Annotated in this window: 23 protein-coding genes; 12 read left to right on the forward strand and 11 right to left on the reverse strand. The window is 63.2% G+C overall.

The features are described from left to right. Positions 1–10: 10 nt before the first annotated feature. The 7 genes from dnaB to AC8GDA_RS06850 all read right to left on the reverse strand — a co-directional run bounded on the left by dnaB (position 11) and on the right by AC8GDA_RS06850 (position 4,714). Complete coding sequence (dnaB, locus tag AC8GDA_RS06820; RefSeq protein ID WP_506555782.1) at positions 11–1,396, reverse strand: replicative DNA helicase; 1,386 nt, start codon at positions 1,394–1,396, stop codon at positions 11–13. Between the two features lie 26 nt (positions 1,397–1,422). Continuing rightward, a complete protein-coding gene (rplI, locus tag AC8GDA_RS06825) occupies positions 1,423–1,875 on the reverse strand; it encodes a 50S ribosomal protein L9 (protein WP_506555783.1) in 453 nt (150 codons plus the stop codon). Between the two features lie 14 nt (positions 1,876–1,889). Then, entirely contained in the window at positions 1,890–2,165 is a 276-nt protein-coding gene (gene rpsR / locus AC8GDA_RS06830; protein ID WP_506555784.1) for a 30S ribosomal protein S18, read from the reverse strand. Next, complete coding sequence (locus tag AC8GDA_RS06835; RefSeq protein WP_506555785.1) at positions 2,165–2,497, reverse strand: primosomal replication protein N; 333 nt, start codon at positions 2,495–2,497, stop codon at positions 2,165–2,167. The genes rpsR and AC8GDA_RS06835 overlap by 1 nt, the downstream gene beginning before the upstream one ends. Before the next feature lie 53 nt (positions 2,498–2,550). After that, positions 2,551–2,919, reverse strand: a complete 369-nt coding sequence (gene rpsF, locus AC8GDA_RS06840) for a 30S ribosomal protein S6 (RefSeq protein WP_506555786.1) — start codon at positions 2,917–2,919, stop codon at positions 2,551–2,553. Positions 2,920–3,083: 164 nt separating this feature from the next. Next, positions 3,084–4,037 carry a 2-hydroxyacid dehydrogenase gene (locus tag AC8GDA_RS06845; protein ID WP_506555787.1) on the reverse strand — a complete coding sequence of 318 codons (954 nt, stop codon included), beginning with the start codon at positions 4,035–4,037 and terminating at the stop codon, positions 3,084–3,086. Then, positions 4,034–4,714 (reverse strand): LutC/YkgG family protein, encoded by a 681-nt coding sequence (locus AC8GDA_RS06850; RefSeq protein WP_506555788.1) that lies wholly within the window; start codon positions 4,712–4,714, stop codon positions 4,034–4,036. Before AC8GDA_RS06850 ends, AC8GDA_RS06845 begins: the two co-directional genes overlap by 4 nt. A gap of 68 nt (positions 4,715–4,782) precedes the next feature. Between AC8GDA_RS06850 and fdxA the strand changes: the two genes are divergently transcribed. The 7 genes from fdxA to AC8GDA_RS06885 are packed head-to-tail and all read left to right on the forward strand — an operon-like array spanning position 4,783 to position 9,664. Continuing rightward, the gene (gene fdxA / locus AC8GDA_RS06855; RefSeq protein ID WP_506555789.1) at positions 4,783–5,106 is read left to right on the forward strand and encodes a ferredoxin FdxA; all 324 of its coding nucleotides are present in this window, start codon (positions 4,783–4,785) and stop codon (positions 5,104–5,106) included. Positions 5,107–5,110: 4 nt separating this feature from the next. Continuing rightward, complete coding sequence (locus AC8GDA_RS06860; RefSeq protein ID WP_506555790.1) at positions 5,111–5,884, forward strand: ferredoxin--NADP reductase; 774 nt, start codon at positions 5,111–5,113, stop codon at positions 5,882–5,884. A gap of 8 nt (positions 5,885–5,892) precedes the next feature. Then, positions 5,893–7,101: a polyhydroxyalkanoate depolymerase gene (locus tag AC8GDA_RS06865; protein WP_506555791.1), complete on the forward strand. Its 1,209-nt coding sequence runs from the start codon at positions 5,893–5,895 to the stop codon at positions 7,099–7,101. Next, complete coding sequence (locus tag AC8GDA_RS06870; protein WP_506555792.1) at positions 7,088–7,666, forward strand: RnfABCDGE type electron transport complex subunit B; 579 nt, start codon at positions 7,088–7,090, stop codon at positions 7,664–7,666. Before AC8GDA_RS06865 ends, AC8GDA_RS06870 begins: the two co-directional genes overlap by 14 nt. Then, the gene (gene nth, locus AC8GDA_RS06875) at positions 7,663–8,328 is read left to right on the forward strand and encodes an endonuclease III (protein ID WP_506555793.1); all 666 of its coding nucleotides are present in this window, start codon (positions 7,663–7,665) and stop codon (positions 8,326–8,328) included. Before AC8GDA_RS06870 ends, nth begins: the two co-directional genes overlap by 4 nt. Further along, positions 8,328–8,759: a DUF1841 family protein gene (locus AC8GDA_RS06880; protein WP_506557215.1), complete on the forward strand. Its 432-nt coding sequence runs from the start codon at positions 8,328–8,330 to the stop codon at positions 8,757–8,759. The genes nth and AC8GDA_RS06880 overlap by 1 nt, the downstream gene beginning before the upstream one ends. Next, the gene (locus AC8GDA_RS06885; protein WP_506555794.1) at positions 8,756–9,664 is read left to right on the forward strand and encodes a LysR family transcriptional regulator; all 909 of its coding nucleotides are present in this window, start codon (positions 8,756–8,758) and stop codon (positions 9,662–9,664) included. The genes AC8GDA_RS06880 and AC8GDA_RS06885 overlap by 4 nt, the downstream gene beginning before the upstream one ends. Here AC8GDA_RS06885 and AC8GDA_RS06890 read toward each other — a convergent pair. After that, complete coding sequence (locus AC8GDA_RS06890) at positions 9,590–9,994, reverse strand: hypothetical protein (RefSeq protein WP_506555795.1); 405 nt, start codon at positions 9,992–9,994, stop codon at positions 9,590–9,592. The genes AC8GDA_RS06885 and AC8GDA_RS06890 overlap by 75 nt on opposite strands. Positions 9,995–10,078: 84 nt before the next feature. On the opposite strand from AC8GDA_RS06890, the gene prpB reads away from it, so the two are divergent. The 5 genes from prpB to AC8GDA_RS06915 all read left to right on the forward strand — a co-directional run bounded on the left by prpB (position 10,079) and on the right by AC8GDA_RS06915 (position 17,930). Further along, positions 10,079–10,972, forward strand: a complete 894-nt coding sequence (gene prpB / locus AC8GDA_RS06895) for a methylisocitrate lyase (protein WP_506555796.1) — start codon at positions 10,079–10,081, stop codon at positions 10,970–10,972. Positions 10,973–10,979: 7 nt separating this feature from the next. Then, the gene (gene prpC, locus AC8GDA_RS06900) at positions 10,980–12,140 is read left to right on the forward strand and encodes a bifunctional 2-methylcitrate synthase/citrate synthase (RefSeq protein WP_506555797.1); all 1,161 of its coding nucleotides are present in this window, start codon (positions 10,980–10,982) and stop codon (positions 12,138–12,140) included. Positions 12,141–12,144: 4 nt separating this feature from the next. Continuing rightward, entirely contained in the window at positions 12,145–14,742 is a 2,598-nt protein-coding gene (acnD, locus tag AC8GDA_RS06905; protein WP_506555798.1) for a Fe/S-dependent 2-methylisocitrate dehydratase AcnD, read from the forward strand. 2 nt (positions 14,743–14,744) lie between these two features. After that, complete coding sequence (gene prpF / locus AC8GDA_RS06910; RefSeq protein WP_506555799.1) at positions 14,745–15,941, forward strand: 2-methylaconitate cis-trans isomerase PrpF; 1,197 nt, start codon at positions 14,745–14,747, stop codon at positions 15,939–15,941. A 63-nt stretch (positions 15,942–16,004) separates the two neighbouring features. Next, entirely contained in the window at positions 16,005–17,930 is a 1,926-nt protein-coding gene (locus AC8GDA_RS06915) for a propionate--CoA ligase (protein ID WP_506555800.1), read from the forward strand. Positions 17,931–17,932: 2 nt separating this feature from the next. On the opposite strand, the gene AC8GDA_RS06920 is transcribed toward AC8GDA_RS06915, so the two are convergent. The 3 genes from AC8GDA_RS06920 to dnaK are packed head-to-tail and all read right to left on the reverse strand — an operon-like array spanning position 17,933 to position 22,499. Beyond that, positions 17,933–19,399, reverse strand: coding sequence for a potassium/proton antiporter (locus AC8GDA_RS06920; RefSeq protein WP_506555801.1), 1,467 nt, complete (start codon positions 19,397–19,399; stop codon positions 17,933–17,935). A 29-nt stretch (positions 19,400–19,428) separates the two neighbouring features. Then, a complete protein-coding gene (gene dnaJ, locus AC8GDA_RS06925; protein WP_506555802.1) occupies positions 19,429–20,571 on the reverse strand; it encodes a molecular chaperone DnaJ in 1,143 nt (380 codons plus the stop codon). Further along, positions 20,571–22,499 carry a molecular chaperone DnaK gene (gene dnaK / locus AC8GDA_RS06930; protein WP_506555803.1) on the reverse strand — a complete coding sequence of 643 codons (1,929 nt, stop codon included), beginning with the start codon at positions 22,497–22,499 and terminating at the stop codon, positions 20,571–20,573. The genes dnaJ and dnaK overlap by 1 nt, the downstream gene beginning before the upstream one ends. Positions 22,500–22,535: the final 36 nt, after the last annotated feature.

Below are 22,535 nucleotides of genomic sequence, written 5' to 3' on the forward strand. Positions count from 1 at the left end.
GGAGGGTTGATCAATAGCCGCCGCCATAGCCCGTGGGTGCGGGTGGCGCGTGGTTGTCGAACTTGGTGAACTGGCCCAGGAAGGTGAGACGCACCACGCCAATCGGGCCGTTTCGTTGCTTGCCGATGATGATCTCGGCCACGCCCTTGTCGGGGGAATCCGGCCGGTAGACCTCATCGCGGTAGATGAAGAGAATGACATCCGCGTCTTGCTCGATGGCACCACTCTCGCGCAGATCACTCATCACGGGCCGCTTGTCGGTGCGCTGCTCCACGGTTCGATTGAGCTGGGACAGCGCAATGACAGGGCAATTGAGCTCCTTGGCCAGGCTCTTGAGCGATCGGGTGATCTCGGAAATTTCGGTGGTGCGGTTCTCAGCGCCCGCGCTCGAGCCACTCATGAGCTGAATGTAATCCACCACAATCAGCTTGAGGCCACCGGCCATGCGGGCCATGCGACGCGCCCGCGAGCGAAGCTCGAGGGGATTGAGGGCCGGGGTTTCATCAATGTAGGCCTGCACACCCTGCAGCCGCTTGACCGCATGGGTGAGACGATCCCAGTCGTCTTCCTGGAGCCGCCCCGTTCGCAGCCGCTGGGCATCGATGCGCCCGACCGAGCAGAGCATGCGCAGCACCAGCTGCTCAGCGCCCATCTCCATGCTGAAGACGGCGATCGGCAGGCCTTGGTCAATGGCCACATGCTCGGCGAGATTCAGCGCAAAGGAGGTCTTTCCCATGCTCGGGCGGCCCGCCACGATGATGAGGTCTCCGCCGTGCATGCCTGCCGTTTTCTGGTCGAGGTCGACAAAGCCCGAGGGCACACCCGTGACATCGGAGGGATTCGGATGGCTGGCGAGCTCGTCGATCCGCTTGACCACACTCTTGACGAGTTCATCGAAGCGTTGGGCCTCATGCTGGCCGCGGGCCCCCTCCTCCCCGATCCGAAAAATCATCGTCTCGGCCTCATCCAGGATCTGACGCGTCTCCTTGCCAGCCGGGTTGAGCGCCGTGGTGGCAATGGTGTCGCTCACGCTCACAAGCCGACGCAGGATGGAGCGGTCTCGAACAATTTCCGCATAGCGCCGAATGTTCGAGGCCGAGGGTGTCTCCTGGGCCAGCGAATTGATGTAGGAGAGGCCACCTGCATCCTCGGCCTTGCCGATGGACTGCAGGTGCTCGTAGACCGTGACCGCATCGGCCGGCCGGGCCTGCTCGACGAGCCGGTTGATGGCGGCGTAGATCAGCCGATGGTCGGCCCGATAAAAATCGGTGTCGCGAAGGAGATCGCCGATGCGATCCCAGGCGGTGTTGTCGAGCAGCAGGCCACCGAGAACCGCGGCCTCCGCCTCTACAGACTGGGGCGGGAGCCGCAGGGCGGCCGTCTGATCATCTGACATGGCCGTAGACCGCCCGGGCAGGCCGCTTAAACGGCCTCGCCGATCACTCGGATGGTGAGCGTGGCCACGGCATCGGTGTGGGGTGCCACCTGAACAGAATGGTCGCCCACCATCTTGAGCGGGCCCTCAGGCAGACGCACCTGAGACTTGTTCAATGCATGGCCCATGGCCGTGACCGCCTCAGAGATGTCGAAGTTGGTGACCGAGCCAAAGAGGCGGCCATCCACACCGGCCTTCTGGCGAATCTCCACCACCAGGCCCTCGAGGCGTTGGGCCACGGTCTGGGCTGCCGCGAGTTTCTCCGCGGCTGCGCGCTCGAGCTCTGCACGGCGGGCTTCGAACTCGGCCACGGCCGACTGAGTGGCGCGACGGGCCATGCCCTGGGGGATCAGAAAATTGCGGGCGTAGCCATCTTTCACACGCACGACTTCACCCAGGAGGCCCAGGTTGGAAATTTTTTCGAGAAGAATGACCTGCATAGGGGACCCCTGAATCAATGGTTGTCGGTGAAGGCCAGCAGCGCGAGAAATCGTGCACGCTTGATGGCGGTGGTGAGCTGACGCTGGTAACGCGCCTCGGTGCCGGTGATGCGGGCCGGGATGATCTTTCCGGTCTCGGTGACGAAGTCACGCAGTGTGTCGATGTCTTTGTAGTCGATCTGCTCCACCTTGTCGGCCGTGAACCGGCAGACACGCTTGCGCTTGAAGAGGGCAGACTGGGCGTTGCGCTTGGGGCGCTTTTTGTCGAAAGGTTTCTTTCCGAAAGCCATTATGGTTTCTCCGTTTGAAAACTGGTGATGTGAAAAATGAGCCCGCCGGGCCGCTGGGCGAGTGCACTGTCGGGATGACGTGCAGCAAACCGCGGGGCGACAAAGCCCTTGCAATGGATGCGGCTCTGGGCCGAAAGCCGGGCGAGCCCAGATGCGGCTTCGCCCACGGCCTTGGCCATCAGGGGAAAGGACAGCTGACGGGTGCTTCCACCCTCAGTGACCTCGGATGCATGCCAGAGTTGCAGTTCCACGCTCGGTTGTCCGGTCGGATTGGTTCGCAGGGGGCCCACAGAGAGCACGTCGGCCGTCAGAGACAGCTGGTTCGACGTCATGTCCTCGGCGGGTGGCCCCTCGATGGGTTGCTCGGTGAAAAACTCGCTGGGAATCAGGCCGCGGGCGCAGGTTCGGCTGCGGCCTTGCGAGATTCTTCGCGCTGGATCACTTTGAGCATGGGCGACGGACCCGTCTCGGGACGATTCATCTTTACCACCAGGTGGCGAAGAACGGCATCGTTGAAACGGAAGGCGTTCTCGAGCTCCTCGAGCTCGGCCTGGCCGCACTCAATGTTCATGAGCACGTAATGGGCCTTGGCAACCTTCTCAATGGGATAGGCCAACTGACGACGGCCCCAGTCTTCCAGACGGTGCAGCTTGCCGCCTTGGGCAGTGACCAGACCGGTGTAGCGCTCGATCATGGCGGGCACCTGCTCGCTCTGATCGGGATGGACAACAAACACCACTTCGTAATGGCGCATGGGTAAACCCTTTCTCTCTTTTTGGACAAAGGCTGCCCGGCCAACGGCGCTTCATTCGAGCGCCTCATTCGAGTTTCGCTCAGAAGCGCCGGCCAGTGCAGCAAAGAACCGCCAATGATAGCAGAAATGAGGCTTTGGGGGTGCCCGCGGCGGAGGCCCTGGGCTCAGGCCACCCCGGTGGGCAGGCTGCGTCCGGCCAGATGGGCCAGCAGGTTCTCGGCCGCCAGGCCCATCATTCGGCCGCGGGTCGCACGCGATGAGCTGGCGATGTGCGGGGTCAGCACCACGTTGTCCAGGCTGAGGAAGCCCGGGTCGAGCCTGGGCTCGTTCTCGAAGACATCGAGGCCAGCCGCCCGGATCTGGCCCGCGCGAAGGGATGCGAGCAAGGCCTGATCGTCCACCACGCCGCCCCTGGCAATGTTGATCAGGCAGGCCGAGGGCTTCATTTGGGCCAGGTCTGCCGAGCCGATCAGGTGATGGGTGGCCTGTGAGTAAGGCACGACCAGCACGACGAAGTCGGACTGGCCCAGGAGTTCTTTCTTGCTCACATAGATGGCGCCGTCGGCCTGATCCGAGGGCTTTCGGTTGTGGTAGCGCACGGTCATGCCAAAGCCCTTGGCCCGGCGGGCAATGGCCCCGCCAATGCGGCCCATGCCCATGATGCCGAGGCTCGCCCCATGCACATCCACGCCGGTGAACTGATCGAAGGCCCAGCCCGACCACTGGCCCGCGCGGACATACCGCTCGGATTCTGAAAGCCTGCGGGCCGTGGCCATGAGCAGGGCCCAGGCAAAGTCGGCCGTGGTCTCGGTGAGCACATCGGGCGTGTTCGACACGCGAATGCCCCGGGCCTGGCAGGCCCCCACATCAATGTTGTTAAAGCCCACGGCACCGGTGGCAATGAGCTTGAGACCCGACGCAGCCGCGATGACGTCGGCATCGACCTTGTCGACCACGGTGCAAAAGAGATAGTCGGCCGATGGAATCTTGGCCATGAGCTCGTCCTTCGACCAGAGCGCGTCCGTCTCCTGATTGTGGGTGACCTCGAAATGCGGCGTGAGCATGTCGAGCACCTCGGGGTAGATGCGTCGGGTGATCAGCAGGCGAGGTTTGCTCATGAGGGATCCGATTCCATTAAGAGAAGGTGCACACGATAGGGCCCGTGGGCCCCGAGGACGAGGGTCTGTTCGATGTCGGCCGTGCGGGAGGGGCCCGAGATGAAGTTGAGGGCCCGGGGCATTCCACCGCGCTCCTTGCGCAGCATTCGAAAGACATCTTCCATGAAGGCCACGATGCGATCGGTGGGCACCACGGCAATGTGGGTCTCGGGCAGCAGGTTCATGGAGGCGGGGCTGTCGGGGCCAGAGACCATGGCCAGGGTGCCGGTCTCGGCCACGGCCGCAAAGCAGCCTGTGATGCCCACGAGGTCTTGGTTCTTTAGGTCGCGGCTCGGCGCGCGGCCGGCCACCGTCAGGCCCGAACTGGCCCAGTCGAGTGCGGCATAGGCAGGCCAGCAGACGGCCTCCCGGCCCAGGCCCTCGCGGGCCAGGTAGGCGGCCACCGCACGGGGCACATCGGCCAGTGAGGATACCCGGTCGACCGTGGCCGACAGCCGCTTGGATTGCTGCTCGAAACTGGCCACCAGGTCAAGCCATGGGGCGGGCTGTGGGCCCACCAGGTGTTCGCTCATGTAGGCCTGGGCCCGCTCACGCTCACGCTCGGAGGCTGGCGCAGACCGCCCAAGTGAGGCGCGCACGCGGTTGAGAACCTTTTCTCGACTGTTCATGAGGGGCATGGCTATTCCAGGGCAACAGGGGGAACGATCCTGTCTAGAATAATGCTTTTCGCACACGCCACATCGCCATGACACACGTCGTCACAGAATCCTGCATCAAATGCCGCTTCACTGATTGTGTAGACGTCTGCCCCGTCGACTGCTTTCGCAAAGGGCCAAATTTCCTGGTCATCGACCCAGACGAGTGCATCGACTGCGCCGTCTGCATCCCCGAGTGCCCCGTGAATGCCATCTTCGCCGAGGAAGACGTGCCAGATGACCAGCGCGACTTCATCGCCATCAATGCCGACCTCGCCAAGAACTGGCCCAGCATCACTCGGCTCGAAGCTCACCCGGCCGATGCCGACGACTGGGTCAACATCAAGGACAAGAGACACCTCTTGGAGCGTTGATCGCTTGTCGGACAAGACCCAGGAAGTCGAGGTCACGTGGGTCCACCGTTGGACCGACCACCTGTTCTCATTTCGCACAACACGGCCGGCCGGCTTTCGGTTCTCCCCTGGCCAGTTCGCCCGGCTCGGCATCAAGGCCGAGAAGTCCGATGAGGCTCCGAGCATCTGGCGGGCCTATTCCTTGGTCTCGGGCCCCTACGATGAGTACCTGGAGTACTACTCGATTGTCGTGCCCGATGGTGCATTCACATCGCGCCTGTGCACGCTCGAACCAGGTCACACGATCTGGATGGAACTCCAGAACCATGGCTTTCTCACCCTCGACCGCTTTCCGCTGGAGGGCGACCTCTGGATGCTCGCCTCCGGCACCGGACTGGCGCCATTCTTGTCGATCCTCGCCGACCCAGTGGCCTGGGAATCCTTCGACCGACTGCTGCTGATTCACAGTGTTCGGGAGGCACAGGAACTCGCCTATCGGGCCCAGATTGAAAGCCTTGGCGAGCATCCGGTCTTCGGGGAGTGGGCCAGTCGACTTCGCTACCAGCCCGTGGTCACGCGCGAGAAGACCGAATACCCCAATGAACGCCTGCCCGCACTCATTGCTTCTGGCGCACTGGAGGCCAGCCTTGCCACCGAGCTCACGCTGGCGCGGTCAAAGCTCATGCTCTGCGGCAACCCCGAGATGGTGAAGGACACCCGAGAGGCCCTCCAGGCCAAGGGCTTTGTCTCCGCCCGGTCGAGCCGTCCGGGTCAGATTGCCACCGAGAACTACTGGTAACCTCCAGCATGCTCTACCACTTCCATGAACTTCAGCGGGCCTTTCTCAAGCCCGCTTCCTCGTGGGCCGAATCCGCAGCGCAGCTCTATCGCAACCCGTATTCGCCGCTGTCCTATTCACCCGTGTCCAAGCGCATTGCCGCCGCGCTCGATCTCGCACATCGGCTCGGCAAGGATTACGAGAAGCCCGAGTGGCAGATCGAGGGTGTGACGACCGCACCGGTGTGGTCGCATCCGTTTTGCAATCTTCTGCGCTTCGACCTGGAGCAGCCCAGCCGGGCCAGGCAGCCCAAGCCCAGGCTCCTGGTGGTGGCCCCGTTGTCGGGCCACCATGCAACCCTGCTGCGGGACACCGTCCGAACACTCCTCGAAGACCATGAGGTCTTCATCACCGACTGGGTCGATGCCCGCATGGTGCCGCTCACCGATGGGCCCTTCGGCCTCGATGACTACGTGGCCCTCATTGAATCGGTGATTCGGCACCTGGGCGCTGGGCTGCACATCGTCTCGGTCTGCCAGCCGACCGTGCCCGTGCTGGCGGCCGTCTCGCTCATGGCCTCGCGCGGCGAGCCCAGCCTGCCTTGCAGCATGATCATGATGGGTGGCCCCATCGACGCCCGCTCCAGCCCCACCGCCGTGAACGACCTGGCCGAGGAGCACAGCCTGTCCTGGTTCGAACGAAACGTCATTCACACGGTGCCGCAGCGTTATCCGGGCTACCTTCGCAAGGTCTACCCTGGCTTTCTGCAATACGCCGGCTTCGTGTCCATGAACCCCAGCCGACATGCGAACTCGCACTGGGATTACTTCAAGCACTTGATCAAGGGCGACGATGACGCCACCGATGCCCACCGGGCCTTCTACAACGAGTACAACGCCGTGCTCGACCTCTCCGCGCAGTTCTACCTCGACACCATTCGTGTGGTCTTCCAGGAGCACCTGCTGCCAAAAGGTGATTGGCATGTGAAGGGCGAGCACGTGAGGCCACAGGACATTCGGCAGACGGCCCTGCTCACCATTGAAGGCGCCCTCGACGACATTTCCGGCCTAGGCCAGACCAAGGCCGCGCATGCGCTCTGCAAGAACATTGCTCCGAGCCATCGACAGCACCTGGAGGTACCCGGTGCAGGCCACTTTGGCATTTTCAGCGGCCGTCGTTGGCGAACGCTGGTGGCCCCCACCATTCGGGATTTTGTTGCATCCCATGCGTGTCACTGACCCAGACACGATCGATGCGGTGCTGCCGCAGACCCAGTGCCAGCGATGTGGCTACCCGGCCTGTCGACCTTACGCAGAGGCCATTGCGCGTGGTGAGGCCGACATCAACCGTTGCCCACCCGGTGGCCAGGCCGGCATTGTTCAGCTCGCCCAACTGACGGGGCGGCCCGTGCGGCCACTCGACCCAGACTGCGGCGAGGAGGGCCCGATTCGTCGCGCATTGATTGATGAGACCCGCTGCATCGGCTGCGCCCTGTGCCTCGATGCCTGCCCCACCGATGCCATCGTGGGCGCCTTCAAGCACCTGCACACGGTGGTACGAATGGACTGCACCGGCTGTGAACTCTGCCTGCCGCCCTGCCCCGTCGACTGCATCGAGATGAACCGTCATCCTGACGACCAATGGGGCCCGACCGAGGCCGAACGTGGACGCAGTCGTTTTGAGCAGCGCCAGGCCCGACTCGATGCCGCCCCTGCAGCCACCAAGGATCACCGTGCCTTGCTCGATGCCGCGCTGGCCAAGGCCGCCCGTCGCCGGCAGGCCATGCCAGGCGGCGCCGCATGAATGCGAGCAAAAGGCTGCTCATCTTCGAGCGGTTGTCGCAGGCCATCCCCGACCCCAAGACGGAGTTGGCCTACAGCAGCCCGTTCGAACTGCTCATTGCCGTGATGCTCTCGGCCCAGGCCACCGACAAGTCTGTCAACCTGGCCACCGCCCGGCTTTTTCCAGTGGCCAACACGCCAAAGGCCATCCTCTCGCTCGGGCAGAAGGAGTTGACCCGATTCATTCAGTCCATCGGCCTCTACCGCACCAAGGCCAAGCATGTCATCGAGACCTGTGGGCTGCTGATGGCGCACCATCAGGGCCAGGTGCCCGAGGACCGTGCCGCCCTGGAGAGCCTGCCCGGCGTGGGCCGCAAGACCGCCAATGTGGTGCTCAACACCGCCTTCGGATGGGAGACCTTCGCCGTGGACACCCACATTTTCAGGGTCTCCAACCGCACCAAGCTGGCCGTGGGGAAGACCGTCTTGGCCGTTGAAAAAGGCCTTGAGCGACACGTACCCGCAGGCTATCGTCAGGGCGCCCATCACTGGCTCATCCTGCATGGCCGCTACATCTGCAAGGCACGCAAGCCAGAGTGCTGGCACTGCGGCATTGCCGACCTCTGCGAATACAAGCCCAAGACACCTGCCCCCACGCAAGACGACTGGCCACCATCCCCATGATCTTTCAGCCATCCAAGGACGAGGTGCGCCAGTTCTTCGTGAACACCTGGCAGCGGCACGGCGAGGGCCTGCCCCTGGAGCCCATGGCGCAGTTGGCTGCGGACTGGATGGTCCAGCACCCCGAATATCACGCACTGCTGAGCAGCCCAGCCGAGGCGCTTGCGCAGGAGTTTCGCGTGGAGGACGGCCAGGTGAACCCCTTTCTCCACCTCTCCATGCACCTCTCACTCGAGGAGCAAATGGCCATCGATCAACCACCGGGCGTGCGGCAGTGCATCGAGGCCCTCAGCCGCCAGCACCAAAGCCGGCACGCCGCCATGCACGAGGCCATGGAATGCCTCGGTGAGATGCTGCATCGATCCCAGGTGGATGGCGCCCCACCCGATGGCCTGCTCTACCTGGATTGCCTGCGCAGACGGGCCTCGCGATGAACCTGCTGCGTGTCGACTTTCAAAGCCTTCGACTGCTCTTGGCGGTGGCCCAGACGGGCTCCATCACACAGGCCGCTCAGCAGTGCCACCTGGCCCTCGGGGCCGCAAGCACCCGGCTGCGAGAACTGGAGGAACGACTTGGCACGGCCTTGCTGGTTCGACAGGCCCGCGGCACCGTCCTCACCGAGGCGGGTGAGCGCGTGGTGCGTCGGGCCAGGGTCATTGAACGGGAGCTGGCCCAGCTGGGCCTCGAGCTGCAAGATCTGAAAAATGGTGCGGCCGGCCACGTGCGGGTGGTGGCCAACATGAGCTCGATTGCCGCCGTCTTGCCCGCAGACCTCACCGACTTCCTCAAGACCCATCCCGGCGTTCAGATTGATCTCTCCGAGCAGACCAGCCGGGACATCCAGAGCCTGGTGGCCGATGGCCAGGCCGACATCGGCATTCTCACGAGCCCGTCCTTTCGGCAGGGCCTGCAGGCCGATCGCTACTACCAGGACGAGCTTGTGGTGACCGTGCCCGACACAACGGCCTGGCGCAAGACCAAGGCGCTCTCGGCCACGGCCCTGCTCCAGCACGACATGATTCTGCTGCAGGAGGGTGGGGCCATTGCCGAGTGGCTTGCCGACCTTGCCCGGGCCGAGGGCGTGATCCTGCGCGTTCGCGTGCGGGCCAAGGGATTCGATGCCCTGGCCCAGTTGGTCTCAGCCGGCCTCGGCATCACGGTGCTGCCCCAGCGGGTGGCCGAGCGCTTCTCGAAGGTTTTGCGGCTTCGAAGCCTGCGCCTGCAGCACCCGGAAGCCCAACGGGTGGTCTCGATCTGCACCCGTTCAGGCGGGCCCGTTCTGCCCGCGGCCCGTGACCTGCTCCTCTTTCTGAAAGGCCGGCACCGAGGGCGCCAATAGCCCAGCCGACTGCAGGCGTGCGCGAAGGTCAAGCAGGTGGATGAGCCCAGCCAGCGCCAGGCAGCCCATGGCCGCATGGCTCAGGGCAGCAGGCGCTGAGAGCCAGAAGGCCGTGAGCAGAAGCAGGCCTGGGGCCAAGGGCAGCCAGGCGGCACGCATGGGCCGTGCTGCACCCTTGCGGCGCAGCCAGACCATGAGCGCGATCCCCTCCAGCAGGGTGATGAGAAGAATGACGTCCAGCAGCCAGGCTGGCCAGGTCCATGCAAGGCTCATGGCCCGCATCTTCTCAAGCCTGGCCCCAACAAGCCTTCTCCATTCACGAAGGCTCATCCTGGAATGCCGAATTCCAAGTTGGCCGCACGGACGATAGAGTGGTGTCCAAGCTCCTCATTAAAACCACCACCGAGACCGTTCATGCCCACCTCCCCCAAGCCCAGCGCAGGCGCCCGCCTTCAGGCGGCCATGGCCGCCGAGAAGCCCCTGCAGATCATTGGCGCCATCAATGCCAACCATGCCCTGCTGGCCAAGCGGGCTGGTTTTGAGGCCATTTATTTGTCGGGAGGTGGCGTGGCTGCAGGCTCGCTGGGCCTGCCCGACCTTGGCATTACTGGCCTGGAAGATGTGCTCATCGATGTGCGCCGCATCACCGATGTCTGCGACCTTCCCCTCCTGGTTGACATCGACACCGGCTTTGGCGCATCTGCCTTCAACATTGGGCGCACCATTCGCTCGCTCGTGAAGGCCGGCGCAGCCGGCGTGCACCTGGAGGACCAGGTGGGTGCCAAGCGCTGTGGCCATCGGCCCGGCAAGGCGATTGTGGGCCTCGATGAGATGGTCGACCGGGTTCGGGCCGCAGTCGATGCCCGCGACGACCCCGACTTCATGATCATGGCCCGAACCGATGCGCTGGCCGTCGAGGGCCTGCAGTCGGCCATCGACCGGGCCTGCGCCTGTGTGGAGGCTGGCGCCACGGCCATCTTCCCAGAGGCCATGACCGACCTCGACATGTACAAAAAGTTTGTGGCGGCCGTGAAGGTGCCCGTGCTGGCCAACATCACCGAATTTGGCAGCACCCCCTTGTTCACGGTGGAGGAACTGCGCGGTGCGGGAGTGGCCATCGTGCTCTATCCGCTCTCGGCATTCCGCGCCATGAACAAGGCTGCACAGGCGGTCTACGAGGCCGTGCGCCGAGATGGCACACAGAAGCATGTGGTCGACCTCATGCAGACACGCCAAGAACTCTACGACGCCATTGGCTACTGGGATTACGAGAATAAACTCGACGCCCTGTTTAATCAGAAAGGATAAGTTGCTTATGTCGAATGTTGCTGAGATGCCCAACGCGCCCAAGGCCAAGAAGTCCGTGGCCCTCTCGGGCGTCACCGCCGGGAATACGGCCCTGTGCACCGTGGGTCGCACGGGCAACGACCTGGCCTACCGTGGCTACGACATCCTCGACCTGGCTGCAGCCTGCGAGTTCGAAGAGGTGGCCTACCTGCTGGTCCATGGCCAACTGCCCAATGCCACCGAATTGGCCGGCTACAAGAAGAAGCTCCGCGCCCTGCGCGGCATTCCAGCCTCAGTCATGGCCGCACTCGAAGCCCTGCCTGCCTCCTCGCATCCCATGGACGTCATGCGAACCGCTGTGTCTGCACTGGGCTGCGCCGTTCCCGAGAAGGACGACCACAGCGCCCCGGGCGCGCGCGACATCGCCGACCGCCTCATGGCCAGCCTGGGCAGCATGCTCCTCTACTGGTACCACTACAGCCACAACGGTCGCATGATCGATGTCGAGACGGACGACGATTCCATTGGCGGTCACTTTCTTCACCTGCTCCATGGCCAGACCCCGCCCGATGAATGGGTGAAGGCCATGCATGTCTCGCTCAACCTCTATGCCGAGCACGAGTTCAACGCCTCCACCTTCACGGCACGGGTCATTGCCGGAACCGGCTCGGACTTCTACTCCGCCATCGCCGGGGCCATCGGCGCCCTGCGTGGGCCCAAGCATGGGGGCGCCAACGAGATGGCCTTCGAGGTACAGAAACGCTACAACTCGCCCGACGAGGCCGAGGCCGACATTCGCCGCCGCGTCGAGAACAAAGAGGTTGTCATTGGCTTTGGCCATCCCGTCTACACCGTGAGCGACCCGCGCAACAAGGTGATTAAAGAGGTGGCCCGTGGCCTGTCGGCCCAGGCCCGGGACATGAAAATGTTCAGCATCGCCGAGCGGCTCGAGACGGTCATGTGGGACATCAAAAAGATGTTCCCCAACCTCGACTGGTTCAGTGCTGTGAGCTATCACATGATGGACGTGCCCACGGCCATGTTCACCCCGCTCTTTGTCATCTCACGCACCTCGGGCTGGAGCGCCCACATCATCGAGCAGCGCGAGGATGGAAAGATCATTCGCCCCAGCGCGAACTACATCGGCCCCGATGACCAGACATTCGTCCCCATGAAAAACCGTCGCTAAGGCCATGAACAGCGCCCATCGCAAACCACTGCCCCACAGCAAGGGCCTCGATTTCTTCGATGCCCGCCAGGCCGTCGAAGAAATCGCCCCGGGTGCCTACGATCGGCTCCCCTATACATCCAAGGTGCTCGCCGAGAACCTGGTGCGACGCTGCGACCCGGGTGCGCTCACCGAGAGCCTGCGGCAGCTCATCGAGCGACGACGCGACCTCGACTTCCCCTGGTTCCCGGCCCGCGTGGTCTGTCACGACATTCTCGGACAGACCGCCCTGGTGGATCTGGCAGGCCTTCGCGATGCCATTGCCGCCAAAGGCGGCGACCCGGCCCAGGTGAACCCCGTGGTGCCCACGCAGCTGGTGGTCGATCACTCCTTGGCAGTGGAGTGCGGTGGGGCAGACCCTCAGGCCTTCGAGAAGAACCGGGCCATTGAAGACCGTCGCAATGAAGACCGCTTTCACTTCATCGACTGGACCAAGCAGGCCTTCGAAAATGTGGATGTCATTCCACCGGGCAACGGCATCCTGCATCAGATCAACCTGGAGCGCATGTCGCCGGTCATTCAGGTACGCGATGGCGTGGCCTTCCCCGACACCCTGGTGGGCACCGACAGCCACACGCCCATGGTCGATGCCTTGGGCGTGATTGCCATTGGCGTGGGCGGACTGGAGGCCGAGAGCGTCATGCTCGGGCGGGCCTCTTACATGCGTCTTCCCGACATCGTGGGCGTGGAACTCACCGGCCGACCCCAGGCGGGCATCACGGCCACCGATGTTGTGCTCGCCCTCACGGAATTCCTGCGAAAGTCCAAGGTGGTCTCGGCCTACCTGGAGTTCTATGGCGAGGGTGCCACCGCCCTGTCGCTGGGCGATCGGGCCACCATCTCCAACATGGCGCCGGAGTACGGGGCCACGGCCGCCATGTTCTACATCGATGCACAGACCATGGCCTACCTGCGACTCACCGGCCGCGACGAGGCACAGATTGCCCTGGTGGAGAACTACGCCAGGCAGACCGGCCTGTGGGCCGATGCCATGGCCCATGCGGAGTACGAACGCGTGCTCCGGTTCGATCTCTCCACCGTGGTGCGCAACATCGCGGGGCCATCCAATCCGCACAAGCGGGTGGCCACACAAGACCTTGGTGCGGCGGGCATCTCTGGGGCCTACACGCTCGAGCCCAATCGCATGCCCGACGGCGCGGTCATCATCGCGGCCATTACCAGCTGCACGAACACCAACAATCCTCGCAACATGATTGCAGCCGGACTGCTGGCCCGCAATGCGAATCGTCTGGGCCTTGCCCGCAAGCCCTGGGTGAAGTCGTCGCTGGCCCCGGGCTCCAAGACCGTGGCCCTGTATTTACAAGCGGCGGGCCTCATGCCCGAACTCGAGCAGCTTGGCTTTGGCGTGGTGGCCTTCGCCTGCACCACCTGCAACGGCATGAGTGGGGCACTGGACCCCGCCATTCAGCAAGAGATCATCGACCGGGACCTCTATGCCACGGCGGTGCTCTCGGGCAATCGGAATTTCGATGGCCGAATTCATCCGTATGCCAAGCAGGCCTTCCTGGCCTCGCCGCCACTGGTGGTGGCCTATGCCCTGGCGGGCACCATCCGTTTCGACATCGAAAAGGATTCCTTCGGCACCGATGCCAACGGGCAGCCCATTCTGCTCAAAGACCTCTGGCCCTCCGACGACGAGATTGATGCCGTGGTGGCCCAGGCCGTTCGGCCCGAGCAGTTCCGCGCGGTCTACGAGCCCATGTTCAAGCTGCGCGTCGAGACAAATTCGCAGAAGACCAATCCGCTCTATGCCTGGCGGCCGCAGAGCACCTACATCCGGCGCCCCCCCTACTGGGAGGGTGCACTGGCCGGCGAGCGCAGCCTCAAAGGCATGCGGCCACTGGCGGTGCTCGGCGACAACATCACCACCGACCACCTCTCACCGAGCAATGCCATCATGGCCGACAGCGCGGCCGGCGAGTACCTGGCCAAGATGGGCCTGCCCGAGGAAGACTTCAACTCCTACGCCACCCACCGCGGCGACCACCTCACCGCGCAACGGGCCACCTTTGCAAACCCCAAGCTCATCAACGAGATGGCTGTGATCAACGGAAAGGTTCAACAGGGCTCCCTGGCCAGGGTCGAGCCCGAGGGCAAGGTCATGCGCATGTGGGAGGCCATCGAAACCTACATGAACCGGCGTCAGCCACTCCTCGTCATTGCTGGGGCCGACTACGGCCAGGGCTCCTCACGCGACTGGGCTGCCAAAGGCGTTCGCCTGGCCGGTGTGGAGGCCATTGTGGCCGAAGGCTTTGAGCGGATTCACCGCACCAACCTGGTGGGCATGGGTGTGCTGCCACTCGAGTTCATGCCAGGCACCACTCGGCAGACCTTGGAGATCGATGGCACCGAGACCTTCGATGTCACCGGCGATCGCCAGCCACGGGCCGAACTGCGCCTGGTCATCCACCGCCGCAATGGCGAGTCCATCACCGTGCCCGTTCGTTGCCGACTCGACACTGCAGAGGAGGTCTCCATCTACGAGGCCGGCGGCGTGCTGCAGCGCTTCGCCCAAGACTTTCTCGAGGCCAAGGCCGCCTGAGCATGGCACCGACATTCGCCTCGCAGCTCCGCATTCCCGCCACCTACATGCGGGGTGGCACCAGCAAGGGCGTCTTCTTCTGCCTCGACGACCTGCCGAATGTTGCCCGCAGCCCCGGGCCCGCAAGAGACAAGCTGCTGCTGCGTGTGATTGGTAGCCCCGACCCCTATGCCAAGCAGATCGACGGCATGGGCGGGGCCACCTCCAGCACCAGCAAGACCGTCATCCTCTCCAGAAGCAGCCGCCCCGACCACGATGTCGATTACCTGTTTGGCCAGGTCTCCATCGACTCTGCATTTGTCGACTGGAGTGGCAACTGCGGAAACCTCTCGGCCGCCGTAGGCCCCTTTGCCATTCGCAAGGGCCTCATCGATCCGAGCCGCATTCCGCAGAACGGCATGGCCACCATTCGCATCTGGCAGGCCAACATACAGAAGACCATCGTGGCCCATGTGCCCATGACCAATGGCCAAGTCCAAGAGACCGGCGACTTCGAGCTCGATGGGGTGACATTCCCGGCCGCCGAGGTGGCCCTTGAGTTCATCGACCCGGCTGCCGAAGAGGAGGGTGCAGAGGGCGCCATGTTCCCGACCGGCCATCTCATCGACGACCTGGACGTGCCCGGCATTGGCACGCTCAAGGCCACGATGATCAACGCGGGCATTCCCACCATTTTTGTCGAGGCCCAGGCCATTGGCTACACCGGGGTGGAGTTGCAAGAGGCCATCAACGGCAGTCCCGAGGCCCTGGCCTTCTTCGAGAAGATCCGCGCCCATGGCGCCGTGCGAATGGGCCTCATTCAAAGCCCCGAGCAGGCCAGTGGCCGTCAGCACACGCCCAAAATCGCCTTTGTGGCCAAGCCGGCCTCCTATACCGCATCCAGCGGGAGGCCCGTGGCAGCCTCCGAGGTCGATCTCCTCGTTCGGGCCCTCTCCATGGGCAAGCTTCACCATGCCATGATGGGCACAGCGGCCGTGGCCATTGGTGCGGCCGCGGCCATTCCGGGCACGCTGGTAAACCAGGCGGCCGGTGGCGGGGCCCGGGATGCCGTGCGTTTCGGCCACCCCTCAGGCACGCTGAGGGTCGGCGCCCAGGCGCAATGTCGAGATGGCGAGTGGACCATCACCAAGGCCATCATGAGTCGGAGTGCACGCGTTTTAATGGAGGGGTGGGTCTTCGTACCCGTGGAACAGATTTAAATTGCATCACCCAATGCGCAGCCCAGCCATTTGGTGAACAACAAATAGGGCAAGGAGACAACCATGACCGTGGCATTCAAGGACACCAAGCTCGCCGGGGTGCATCGTCGCTCCATCGACGCCAAAGAGGCCTTCTGGGCGGAGCAGGCGGCCCTCATCGACTGGTTTGAGCAGCCCAGCCAAGTCTTGGACTTCTCCAATCCGCCATTTGCCCGATGGTATGTGGGTGGCAAGACCAACCTCTGCCACAACGCCATCGACCGGCACCTGAAAGACCGGGCCGAACAAAAGGCCCTGGTCTACATCTCCACCGAGACCAACGAAGAGAAGGTCTACACCTTTGCCCAATTGCACCAGGAGGTGCAGACCATGGCCGCGGCCATGCAGTCCTTGGGGGTGACCAAAGGCTCACGGGTGCTCATTTACATGCCCATGATTGCCGAGGCGATTTTCGCCATGCTGGCCTGCGCACGCATCGGCGCCATTCATTCGGTGGTCTTTGGGGGCTTTGCTGCGCCCTCGCTCGCGGCCCGAATCGATGACGCCACACCCGTGCTCATGGTCTCCTCAGACGCCGGCATGCGTGGTGGCAAGGAGGTGCCCTACAAGCACTTGGTGGATGAAGCCTGCCGCCTCTCCAAGGCACCCCCCGCCAAGGTCCTGCTCATCAACCGCGGGCTCGCCGCCCTAGACCTGGTGGCCGGGCGGGATGTCGAGTACAGCCCCTTGCGCGAGCAGTTCGCCAAGGCCAGCGTGGCCTGCGAGCCCCTGTTGGCCACAGACCCCAGTTACATCCTCTACACCTCCGGCACCACCGGCAAGCCCAAGGGCGTGCAGCGTGACACGGGCGGCTATGCGGTGGCATTGGCCGCCTCCATGCGCCACATCTACGACTGCAAACCGGGTGAGGCCATGTTCACCACCTCCGACATTGGCTGGGTGGTGGGCCACTCCTACATTGTCTATGCGCCGCTCATCAATGGCTCGACCACCGTGGTCTACGAGGGCCTGCCCATTCGGCCCGACCCCGGCATCTGGTGGTCGATTGCCGAAAAGCATGGTGTGACCACCATGTTCTCGTCCCCCACCGCCGCACGCGTGCTCAAGAAGCAAGACCCCAAGTTCATGAGCGCGCACAACACCAGCAGGTTGCGCCGACTCTTTCTGGCCGGAGAGCCCCTCGATGAGCCGACTGCCCGCTGGATCTCCGATGCACTTGGCGGTGTGAAGATCATCGACAACTACTGGCAGACCGAGACCGGCTGGCCCATTTTGTCGGCCCAGCATGGCATCGACGTCACCGAGACCAAGTTCGGCAGCCCGAGCTTCCCAGTTTATGGCTACGACGTGCGGCTCATCGACGAATCCACCTTCCAGGAGGTGGCTGCCAATGAGAAGGGCATGCTCTGCATGGCGCCGCCGCTGCCGCCCGGCTGCCTGCAGACTGTCTGGGGAGACGACGACCGCTTCGTGAAGACCTATTTCTCGGGCGTGCCCGGCCAACTGATCTACTCCACCTTCGACTACGCCACCCGCGACCAGGACGGCTACCTCTTTATTCTGGGCCGCACCGACGACGTCATCAATGTGGCCGGCCATCGACTCGGCACCCGGGAGATCGAGGAGGCCATCCAGGCCCACAGCAATGTGGCCGAGGTGGCCGTGGTCGGCGTGGCCGATTCACTCAAAGGCCAGGTGCCCATCGCATTCGCGGTCCTTAAAGACGCGGCCAAGGCCGCCGATGAGGCTGGCCGCGCGGCCGAAGAGAAGGCCATCATGGCCACCGTGGACAAGGTGCTCGGCGCCATTGGTCGGCCCGCCCGTGTGCACTTCGTGGGCCTGCTGCCCAAGACCCGGTCGGGCAAGTTGCTACGGCGTGCCATGCAGGCGCTCGCTGAAGGACGCGACCCCGGCGACATGACGACCCTGGAAGACCCCAACGCCTTGGCGCAGATCAAGAAGGCGCTTGCTGCCTCAGAGGCGGGCTGAGATCAGACTGCCTTGGGCTCATCGCCCTTGATGCCCACCCGCTGAATCTCACCCTCGACGTCGAGGGCTGTGACCGTGAAGCACAGGCCCGCCACATGCACCTGGTCTCCAATCACAGCAGGCTTGCCAAGCCGCAGCCGAGTCCATTGGGAGAGCGTCTGGTCGAACTCATGCTCTTCGATCGCCAGGCCATAGAAGTCTGAAATGTCGCGCATGTAGGCACTGCCCAGCAGACCGAAATCACCAAAGGCCTTGCGTCGAGCGACCGGATCGGCCTGATCGGGCAGCAGGAGGTCCAGGCGCTTGGCCACGGTGCCAAGGCTCCAGCCCTGAAACACCAAAGAGGCAATGACCACCATCAGAGCCAGATGCAGCATGGTGCGGTCAGGGTCCACGCCGGCCATGATCGGGAAGATCGCCAGAATGATCGGCACCGCACCCCGAAGGCCCACCCATGAGATGAGCGTGGATTCCTTCCAGCCAAAGTGGAAAGGCATCAGGCTGATCCAGACCGCCAAGGGGCGCGCAATGAACATGAGAATAAATGCGGCTGCAAGGCCCACCCAGAGGTTGTCCAAGAAGATGGTTGGCGTGGCGAGCAACCCCAAGAGCAGGAACATACATGCCTGCGACAGCCAGGCCAGTCCGTCCATGGCGGGAATGACGGTCTTCACATACCGCGATCGCCGGTTCCCGAAGAAGAGCCCAAAAAGGTAGACCGTGAGGAATCCCGATCCGCCAAAGGCCGTGGAGGCCCCATAGAGCACCAGGCCGCCGGCCACCAGCAGAATGGCACCCAGGCCTGGGTTGTGGGCCGACTCCGCCTTGAGCCACTTGAGCATCTTGGCAAATGCAAAGTAGCCAACATAGGCCACGAGCGCGCCCACACCCGCCTGCTGGAGCAAGGCCATGGCCACATCGCCAAGGCCCAGGCTGTCCATCCCGCTGGCCACCAGCCCAATGGCCATGAGGGTCAGGAACACAGCCATCGGGTCGTTGAGCCCAGATTCAATTTCCAAGGTGGCCGAGATGCGCTCATTGAGCCGAATGCCTGCACTGCCGAGCAGCGAGAACACGGCCGCGGCATCGGTCGACGAGACGATGGCACCGATGAGCAAGGCCTGTGGCCAGGTGAGCGGCGTGATGGCCTGCAGCAGGCCCGCCAGAATGAGGCAAGAGAGCACCACACCCACCGTGGCCAGCAGCAAAGAGGGCTTTAGGGCCACTCGAAAGGTTTTCATCTGGGTGCGAAGGCCACCATCCAAGAGAATGACGGCCAGGGCCACATTGCCAAACCAGAAGGCCAGTTGATGGTCGTCGAAGGCAATGCCACCAGGACCATTCTCACCGGCCAACATGCCAATGACCAAGAAGATGAGCAGCAATGGCAGGCCCGTTCGCGAGGCCACGAGGCCCGCAAGAACACTCACCATGACCAATGTGGCGGCCACCAGAATGGTCCAACCCATTGGCTCTAGACTGAACATGGTTCTCCGCGCTAGTTAAAGAACTCGCGAACCTTGTCCATCCAGCCCTTGCTCTGTGGGCTGTGTCGGTCCCCACCCTCCTCGAGCGAGGCCTCGAAGGCTTCCAGCAATTCCTTTTGCTTGTCCGAGAGTTTCACGGGCGTCTCGATGACCACATGGCAGTAGAGATCGCCGGCCAGGCTGGTTCGAACGTTCTTGATGCCCTTACCCCGCAGCCGGAAGGTCTTGCCCGTCTGGGTGCCCTCTGGGAGGTCGAAGCTCGCCTTCCCATTGAGGGTGGGCACGTCAATGGAACCCCCGAGTGCTGCGCGAGCAAAGCCCACAGGCACCTCACAGTGCAGGTCATCGCCCTCACGCTGAAAAACGCGATGCGGCTTGAGGGTGATCTCCACATAGAGGTCGCCGGCCGGACCGCCATTGACCCCGGGCTCGCCATTGCCCGCCGACCGAATGCGCATGCCATCGTCGATGCCGGCAGGAATCTTGACCTCGAGTGTTTTTTGCTTGCGAACACGGCCCACGCCCTCGCAGCTGGTGCACGGATTGGGGATGCTCTTGCCGGACCCATGACAGGTGGGGCAGGTCTGCTGGATGGAGAAGAAACCCTGCTGCATTCGAACCTGACCCTGGCCGCCGCAGGTCTTGCAGGTCTCAGGCTTGGTGCCAGGCTTGGCCCCCGAGCCGCCGCAAGGGGTGCAGGATTCCCAGCTCGGCACCCGAATCTCGGTGGTGTAGCCCGCGGCTGCCTGTTCGAGCGTGACCTCCAGGCCATAACGCAGGTCGCTGCCACGGTAAACATTGCTGCCACCGCGGCCACCACGGCCGCCGCCACCGCGTGCCTGCCCACCGAAGATGTCACCAAAGATGTCGCCAAAGGCATCGGCAAAGCCACCGAAGTCTTGGCCCCCTGCCCCCATGCCGGCGTTGGGGTCGACACCGGCATGGCCGAAGCGATCGTAGGCCGCCCGCTTCTCTGGATCGGAGATCATCTCGTAGGCCTCCTTGGCCTCCTTGAATTTCTCCTCTGCCGTTTTGTCCCCCGGATTGCGGTCCGGGTGATGCTTCATGGCTAACTTGCGATAGGCCTTCTTGATGTCTTCATCAGAAGCATTCTTCGCGACACCGAGCACTTCATAGTAGTCACGCTTGGCCATTAATCACGTTTCACTTCTTTGAAGTCGGCGTCGACCACATCCTCCGCTTTGGCATCCGAGCCCTGCTGGCCTGCACCTGCTGCGCCTGCTGCAGCGGCTGCCGCATTGGCGTCGGCATAGACCTTCTCACCGAGCTTCTGAGAGGCCTTCATGAGGTGATCCGTCTTCGCTTCAATGTCTGCCTTGTCGTCGGTCTTGAGGGCGGCGTCCAGTAACGTGAGCGCCTCCTCAATCTTAGACTTTTCATCGGCCTCGAGCTTCTCACCATGCTCTTCGAGCGACTTCCTCACGGAGTGCGACATGGCCTCGCCTGCATTGCGGGCCTGGACCAGCTCGATGCGCTTGCGGTCTTCCTCGGCATTGGCCTCGGCATCGGCCACCATCTTGTTGATCTCGTCTTCGGAGAGGCCAGAGTTGGCCTTGATGGTGATCTTATTCTCCTTGCCCGTGGCCTTGTCCTTGGCCGAGACGTGCAGGATGCCGTTGGCATCGATGTCGAAGGTCACCTCAATCTGTGGCGTGCCGCGCGGTGAGCTTGGAATGCCCTCCAGATTGAACTCCCCGAGCATCTTGTTGGCCGCAGCGACTTCACGCTCGCCTTGGAAGACCTTGATGGTCACGGCCGGCTGGTTGTCCTCAGCCGTCGAGAAGACCTGCGAGAACTTGGTCGGGATGGTGGTGTTCTTTTGGATCATCTTGGTCATGACGCCACCAAGGGTCTCGATGCCCAGAGACAAGGGCGTGACATCGAGCAGGAGTACATCCTTGCGATCGCCTGCGAGCACGGCACCCTGCACGGCCGCGCCCACGGCCACGGCCTCGTCTGGGTTGACGTCCTTGCGGGGCTCCTTGCCGAAGAAGGTCTTCACGGCGTCCTGCACCTTGGGCATGCGGGTCATGCCGCCCACCAGGATCACATCGTCAATCTGCGAGGCCGACACACCCGCGTCCTTGAGGGCGACCTTGCAGGGCTCGATGGTGCGTGAGATGAGGTCGTCCACCAGGCCCTCAAGCTTGGCGCGGGTGAGCTTGAAGGTGAGGTGAACAGGCGCACCGTTGGCCATGGCAATGTAGGGCTCATTGAGCTCGGTCTGCTGGCTGGACGACAGCTCGATCTTGGCCCGCTCCGCAGCGGCCTTGATCCGTTGCAGGGCAATGGGGTCTTTGGAGAGATCGACGCCGTTGGTCTTCTTGAACTCATCGATGATGTGATCGATGATCCGCTGGTCGAAGTCTTCACCGCCCAGGAAGGTATCGCCGTTGGTGGAGAGCACCTCGAACTGCTTCTCGCCATCCACATCGGCGATCTCAATGATGGACACGTCGAAGGTGCCTCCGCCCAGGTCATAGACGGCGATCTTGCGGTCCTTGCCGGCGGCCTTGTCGAGGCCAAAGGCCAGGGCCGCCGCCGTGGGCTCATTGATGATGCGCTTGACGTCTAGGCCCGCGATCCGGCCAGCATCCTTGGTGGCCTGGCGCTGGGCATCGTTGAAGTAGGCCGGTACCGTGATAACCGCCTCGGTGACCTCGTGGCCAAGGTAATCTTCGGCCGTCTTCTTCATTTTGCGAAGCACCTCGGCCGAGACCTGCGGCGGAGCGAGGCGACTGTCGCGCACCGAGACCCAGGCATCGCCATTCTCGGCCTTTACAATTTGAAAAGGCATGAGGTCGATGTCTTTTTGGACCTCCTTGTCTCCAAACTTGCGGCCAATGAGGCGCTTGACGGCATACAGGGTGTTCTTGGGGTTGGTGACCGCCTGCCGCTTGGCGGGCGCACCCACGAGAATCTCGCCGTCGTCCATGTAAGCAATGATCGACGGCGTGGTGCGGGCACCCTCGCTGTTCTCAATGACCTTGGGCTGGCCTGCCTCCATGATGGCCACGCAAGAGTTGGTGGTGCCAAGGTCGATTCCAATGATTTTTGCCATGTTCGTGTCCTTCAAATCGGGTTTTGGTTAGGAGGG

The sequence above is a fragment of the Hahnella aquatica (SeqCode) genome, from assembly GCF_965194505.1.
Lineage (GTDB): Bacteria > Pseudomonadota > Gammaproteobacteria > Burkholderiales > Burkholderiaceae_A > Hahnella > Hahnella aquatica.

Excerpts from the sequence above, each read along its gene's own strand:
- dnaB (WP_506555782.1), bottom strand. The coding sequence starts at position 1,396 with ATGTCAGATGATCAGACGGCCGCCCTGCGGCTCCCGCCCCAGTCTGTA.
- rplI (WP_506555783.1), bottom strand. The coding sequence starts at position 1,875 with ATGCAGGTCATTCTTCTCGAAAAAATTTCCAACCTGGGCCTCCTGGGT.
- rpsR (WP_506555784.1), bottom strand. The coding sequence starts at position 2,165 with ATGGCTTTCGGAAAGAAACCTTTCGACAAAAAGCGCCCCAAGCGCAAC.
- AC8GDA_RS06835 (WP_506555785.1), bottom strand. The coding sequence starts at position 2,497 with ATGACGTCGAACCAGCTGTCTCTGACGGCCGACGTGCTCTCTGTGGGC.
- rpsF (WP_506555786.1), bottom strand. The coding sequence starts at position 2,919 with ATGCGCCATTACGAAGTGGTGTTTGTTGTCCATCCCGATCAGAGCGAG.
- AC8GDA_RS06845 (WP_506555787.1), bottom strand. The coding sequence starts at position 4,037 with ATGAGCAAACCTCGCCTGCTGATCACCCGACGCATCTACCCCGAGGTG.
- AC8GDA_RS06850 (WP_506555788.1), bottom strand. The coding sequence starts at position 4,714 with ATGCCCCTCATGAACAGTCGAGAAAAGGTTCTCAACCGCGTGCGCGCC.
- fdxA (WP_506555789.1), top strand. The coding sequence starts at position 4,783 with ATGACACACGTCGTCACAGAATCCTGCATCAAATGCCGCTTCACTGAT.
- AC8GDA_RS06865 (WP_506555791.1), top strand. The coding sequence starts at position 5,893 with ATGCTCTACCACTTCCATGAACTTCAGCGGGCCTTTCTCAAGCCCGCT.
- AC8GDA_RS06870 (WP_506555792.1), top strand. The coding sequence starts at position 7,088 with ATGCGTGTCACTGACCCAGACACGATCGATGCGGTGCTGCCGCAGACC.
- nth (WP_506555793.1), top strand. The coding sequence starts at position 7,663 with ATGAATGCGAGCAAAAGGCTGCTCATCTTCGAGCGGTTGTCGCAGGCC.
- AC8GDA_RS06885 (WP_506555794.1), top strand. The coding sequence starts at position 8,756 with ATGAACCTGCTGCGTGTCGACTTTCAAAGCCTTCGACTGCTCTTGGCG.
- AC8GDA_RS06890 (WP_506555795.1), bottom strand. The coding sequence starts at position 9,994 with ATGAGCCTTCGTGAATGGAGAAGGCTTGTTGGGGCCAGGCTTGAGAAG.
- prpB (WP_506555796.1), top strand. The coding sequence starts at position 10,079 with ATGCCCACCTCCCCCAAGCCCAGCGCAGGCGCCCGCCTTCAGGCGGCC.
- prpC (WP_506555797.1), top strand. The coding sequence starts at position 10,980 with ATGTCGAATGTTGCTGAGATGCCCAACGCGCCCAAGGCCAAGAAGTCC.
- acnD (WP_506555798.1), top strand. The coding sequence starts at position 12,145 with ATGAACAGCGCCCATCGCAAACCACTGCCCCACAGCAAGGGCCTCGAT.
- prpF (WP_506555799.1), top strand. The coding sequence starts at position 14,745 with ATGGCACCGACATTCGCCTCGCAGCTCCGCATTCCCGCCACCTACATG.
- AC8GDA_RS06915 (WP_506555800.1), top strand. The coding sequence starts at position 16,005 with ATGACCGTGGCATTCAAGGACACCAAGCTCGCCGGGGTGCATCGTCGC.
- AC8GDA_RS06920 (WP_506555801.1), bottom strand. The coding sequence starts at position 19,399 with ATGGGTTGGACCATTCTGGTGGCCGCCACATTGGTCATGGTGAGTGTT.
- dnaJ (WP_506555802.1), bottom strand. The coding sequence starts at position 20,571 with ATGGCCAAGCGTGACTACTATGAAGTGCTCGGTGTCGCGAAGAATGCT.
- dnaK (WP_506555803.1), bottom strand. The coding sequence starts at position 22,499 with ATGGCAAAAATCATTGGAATCGACCTTGGCACCACCAACTCTTGCGTG.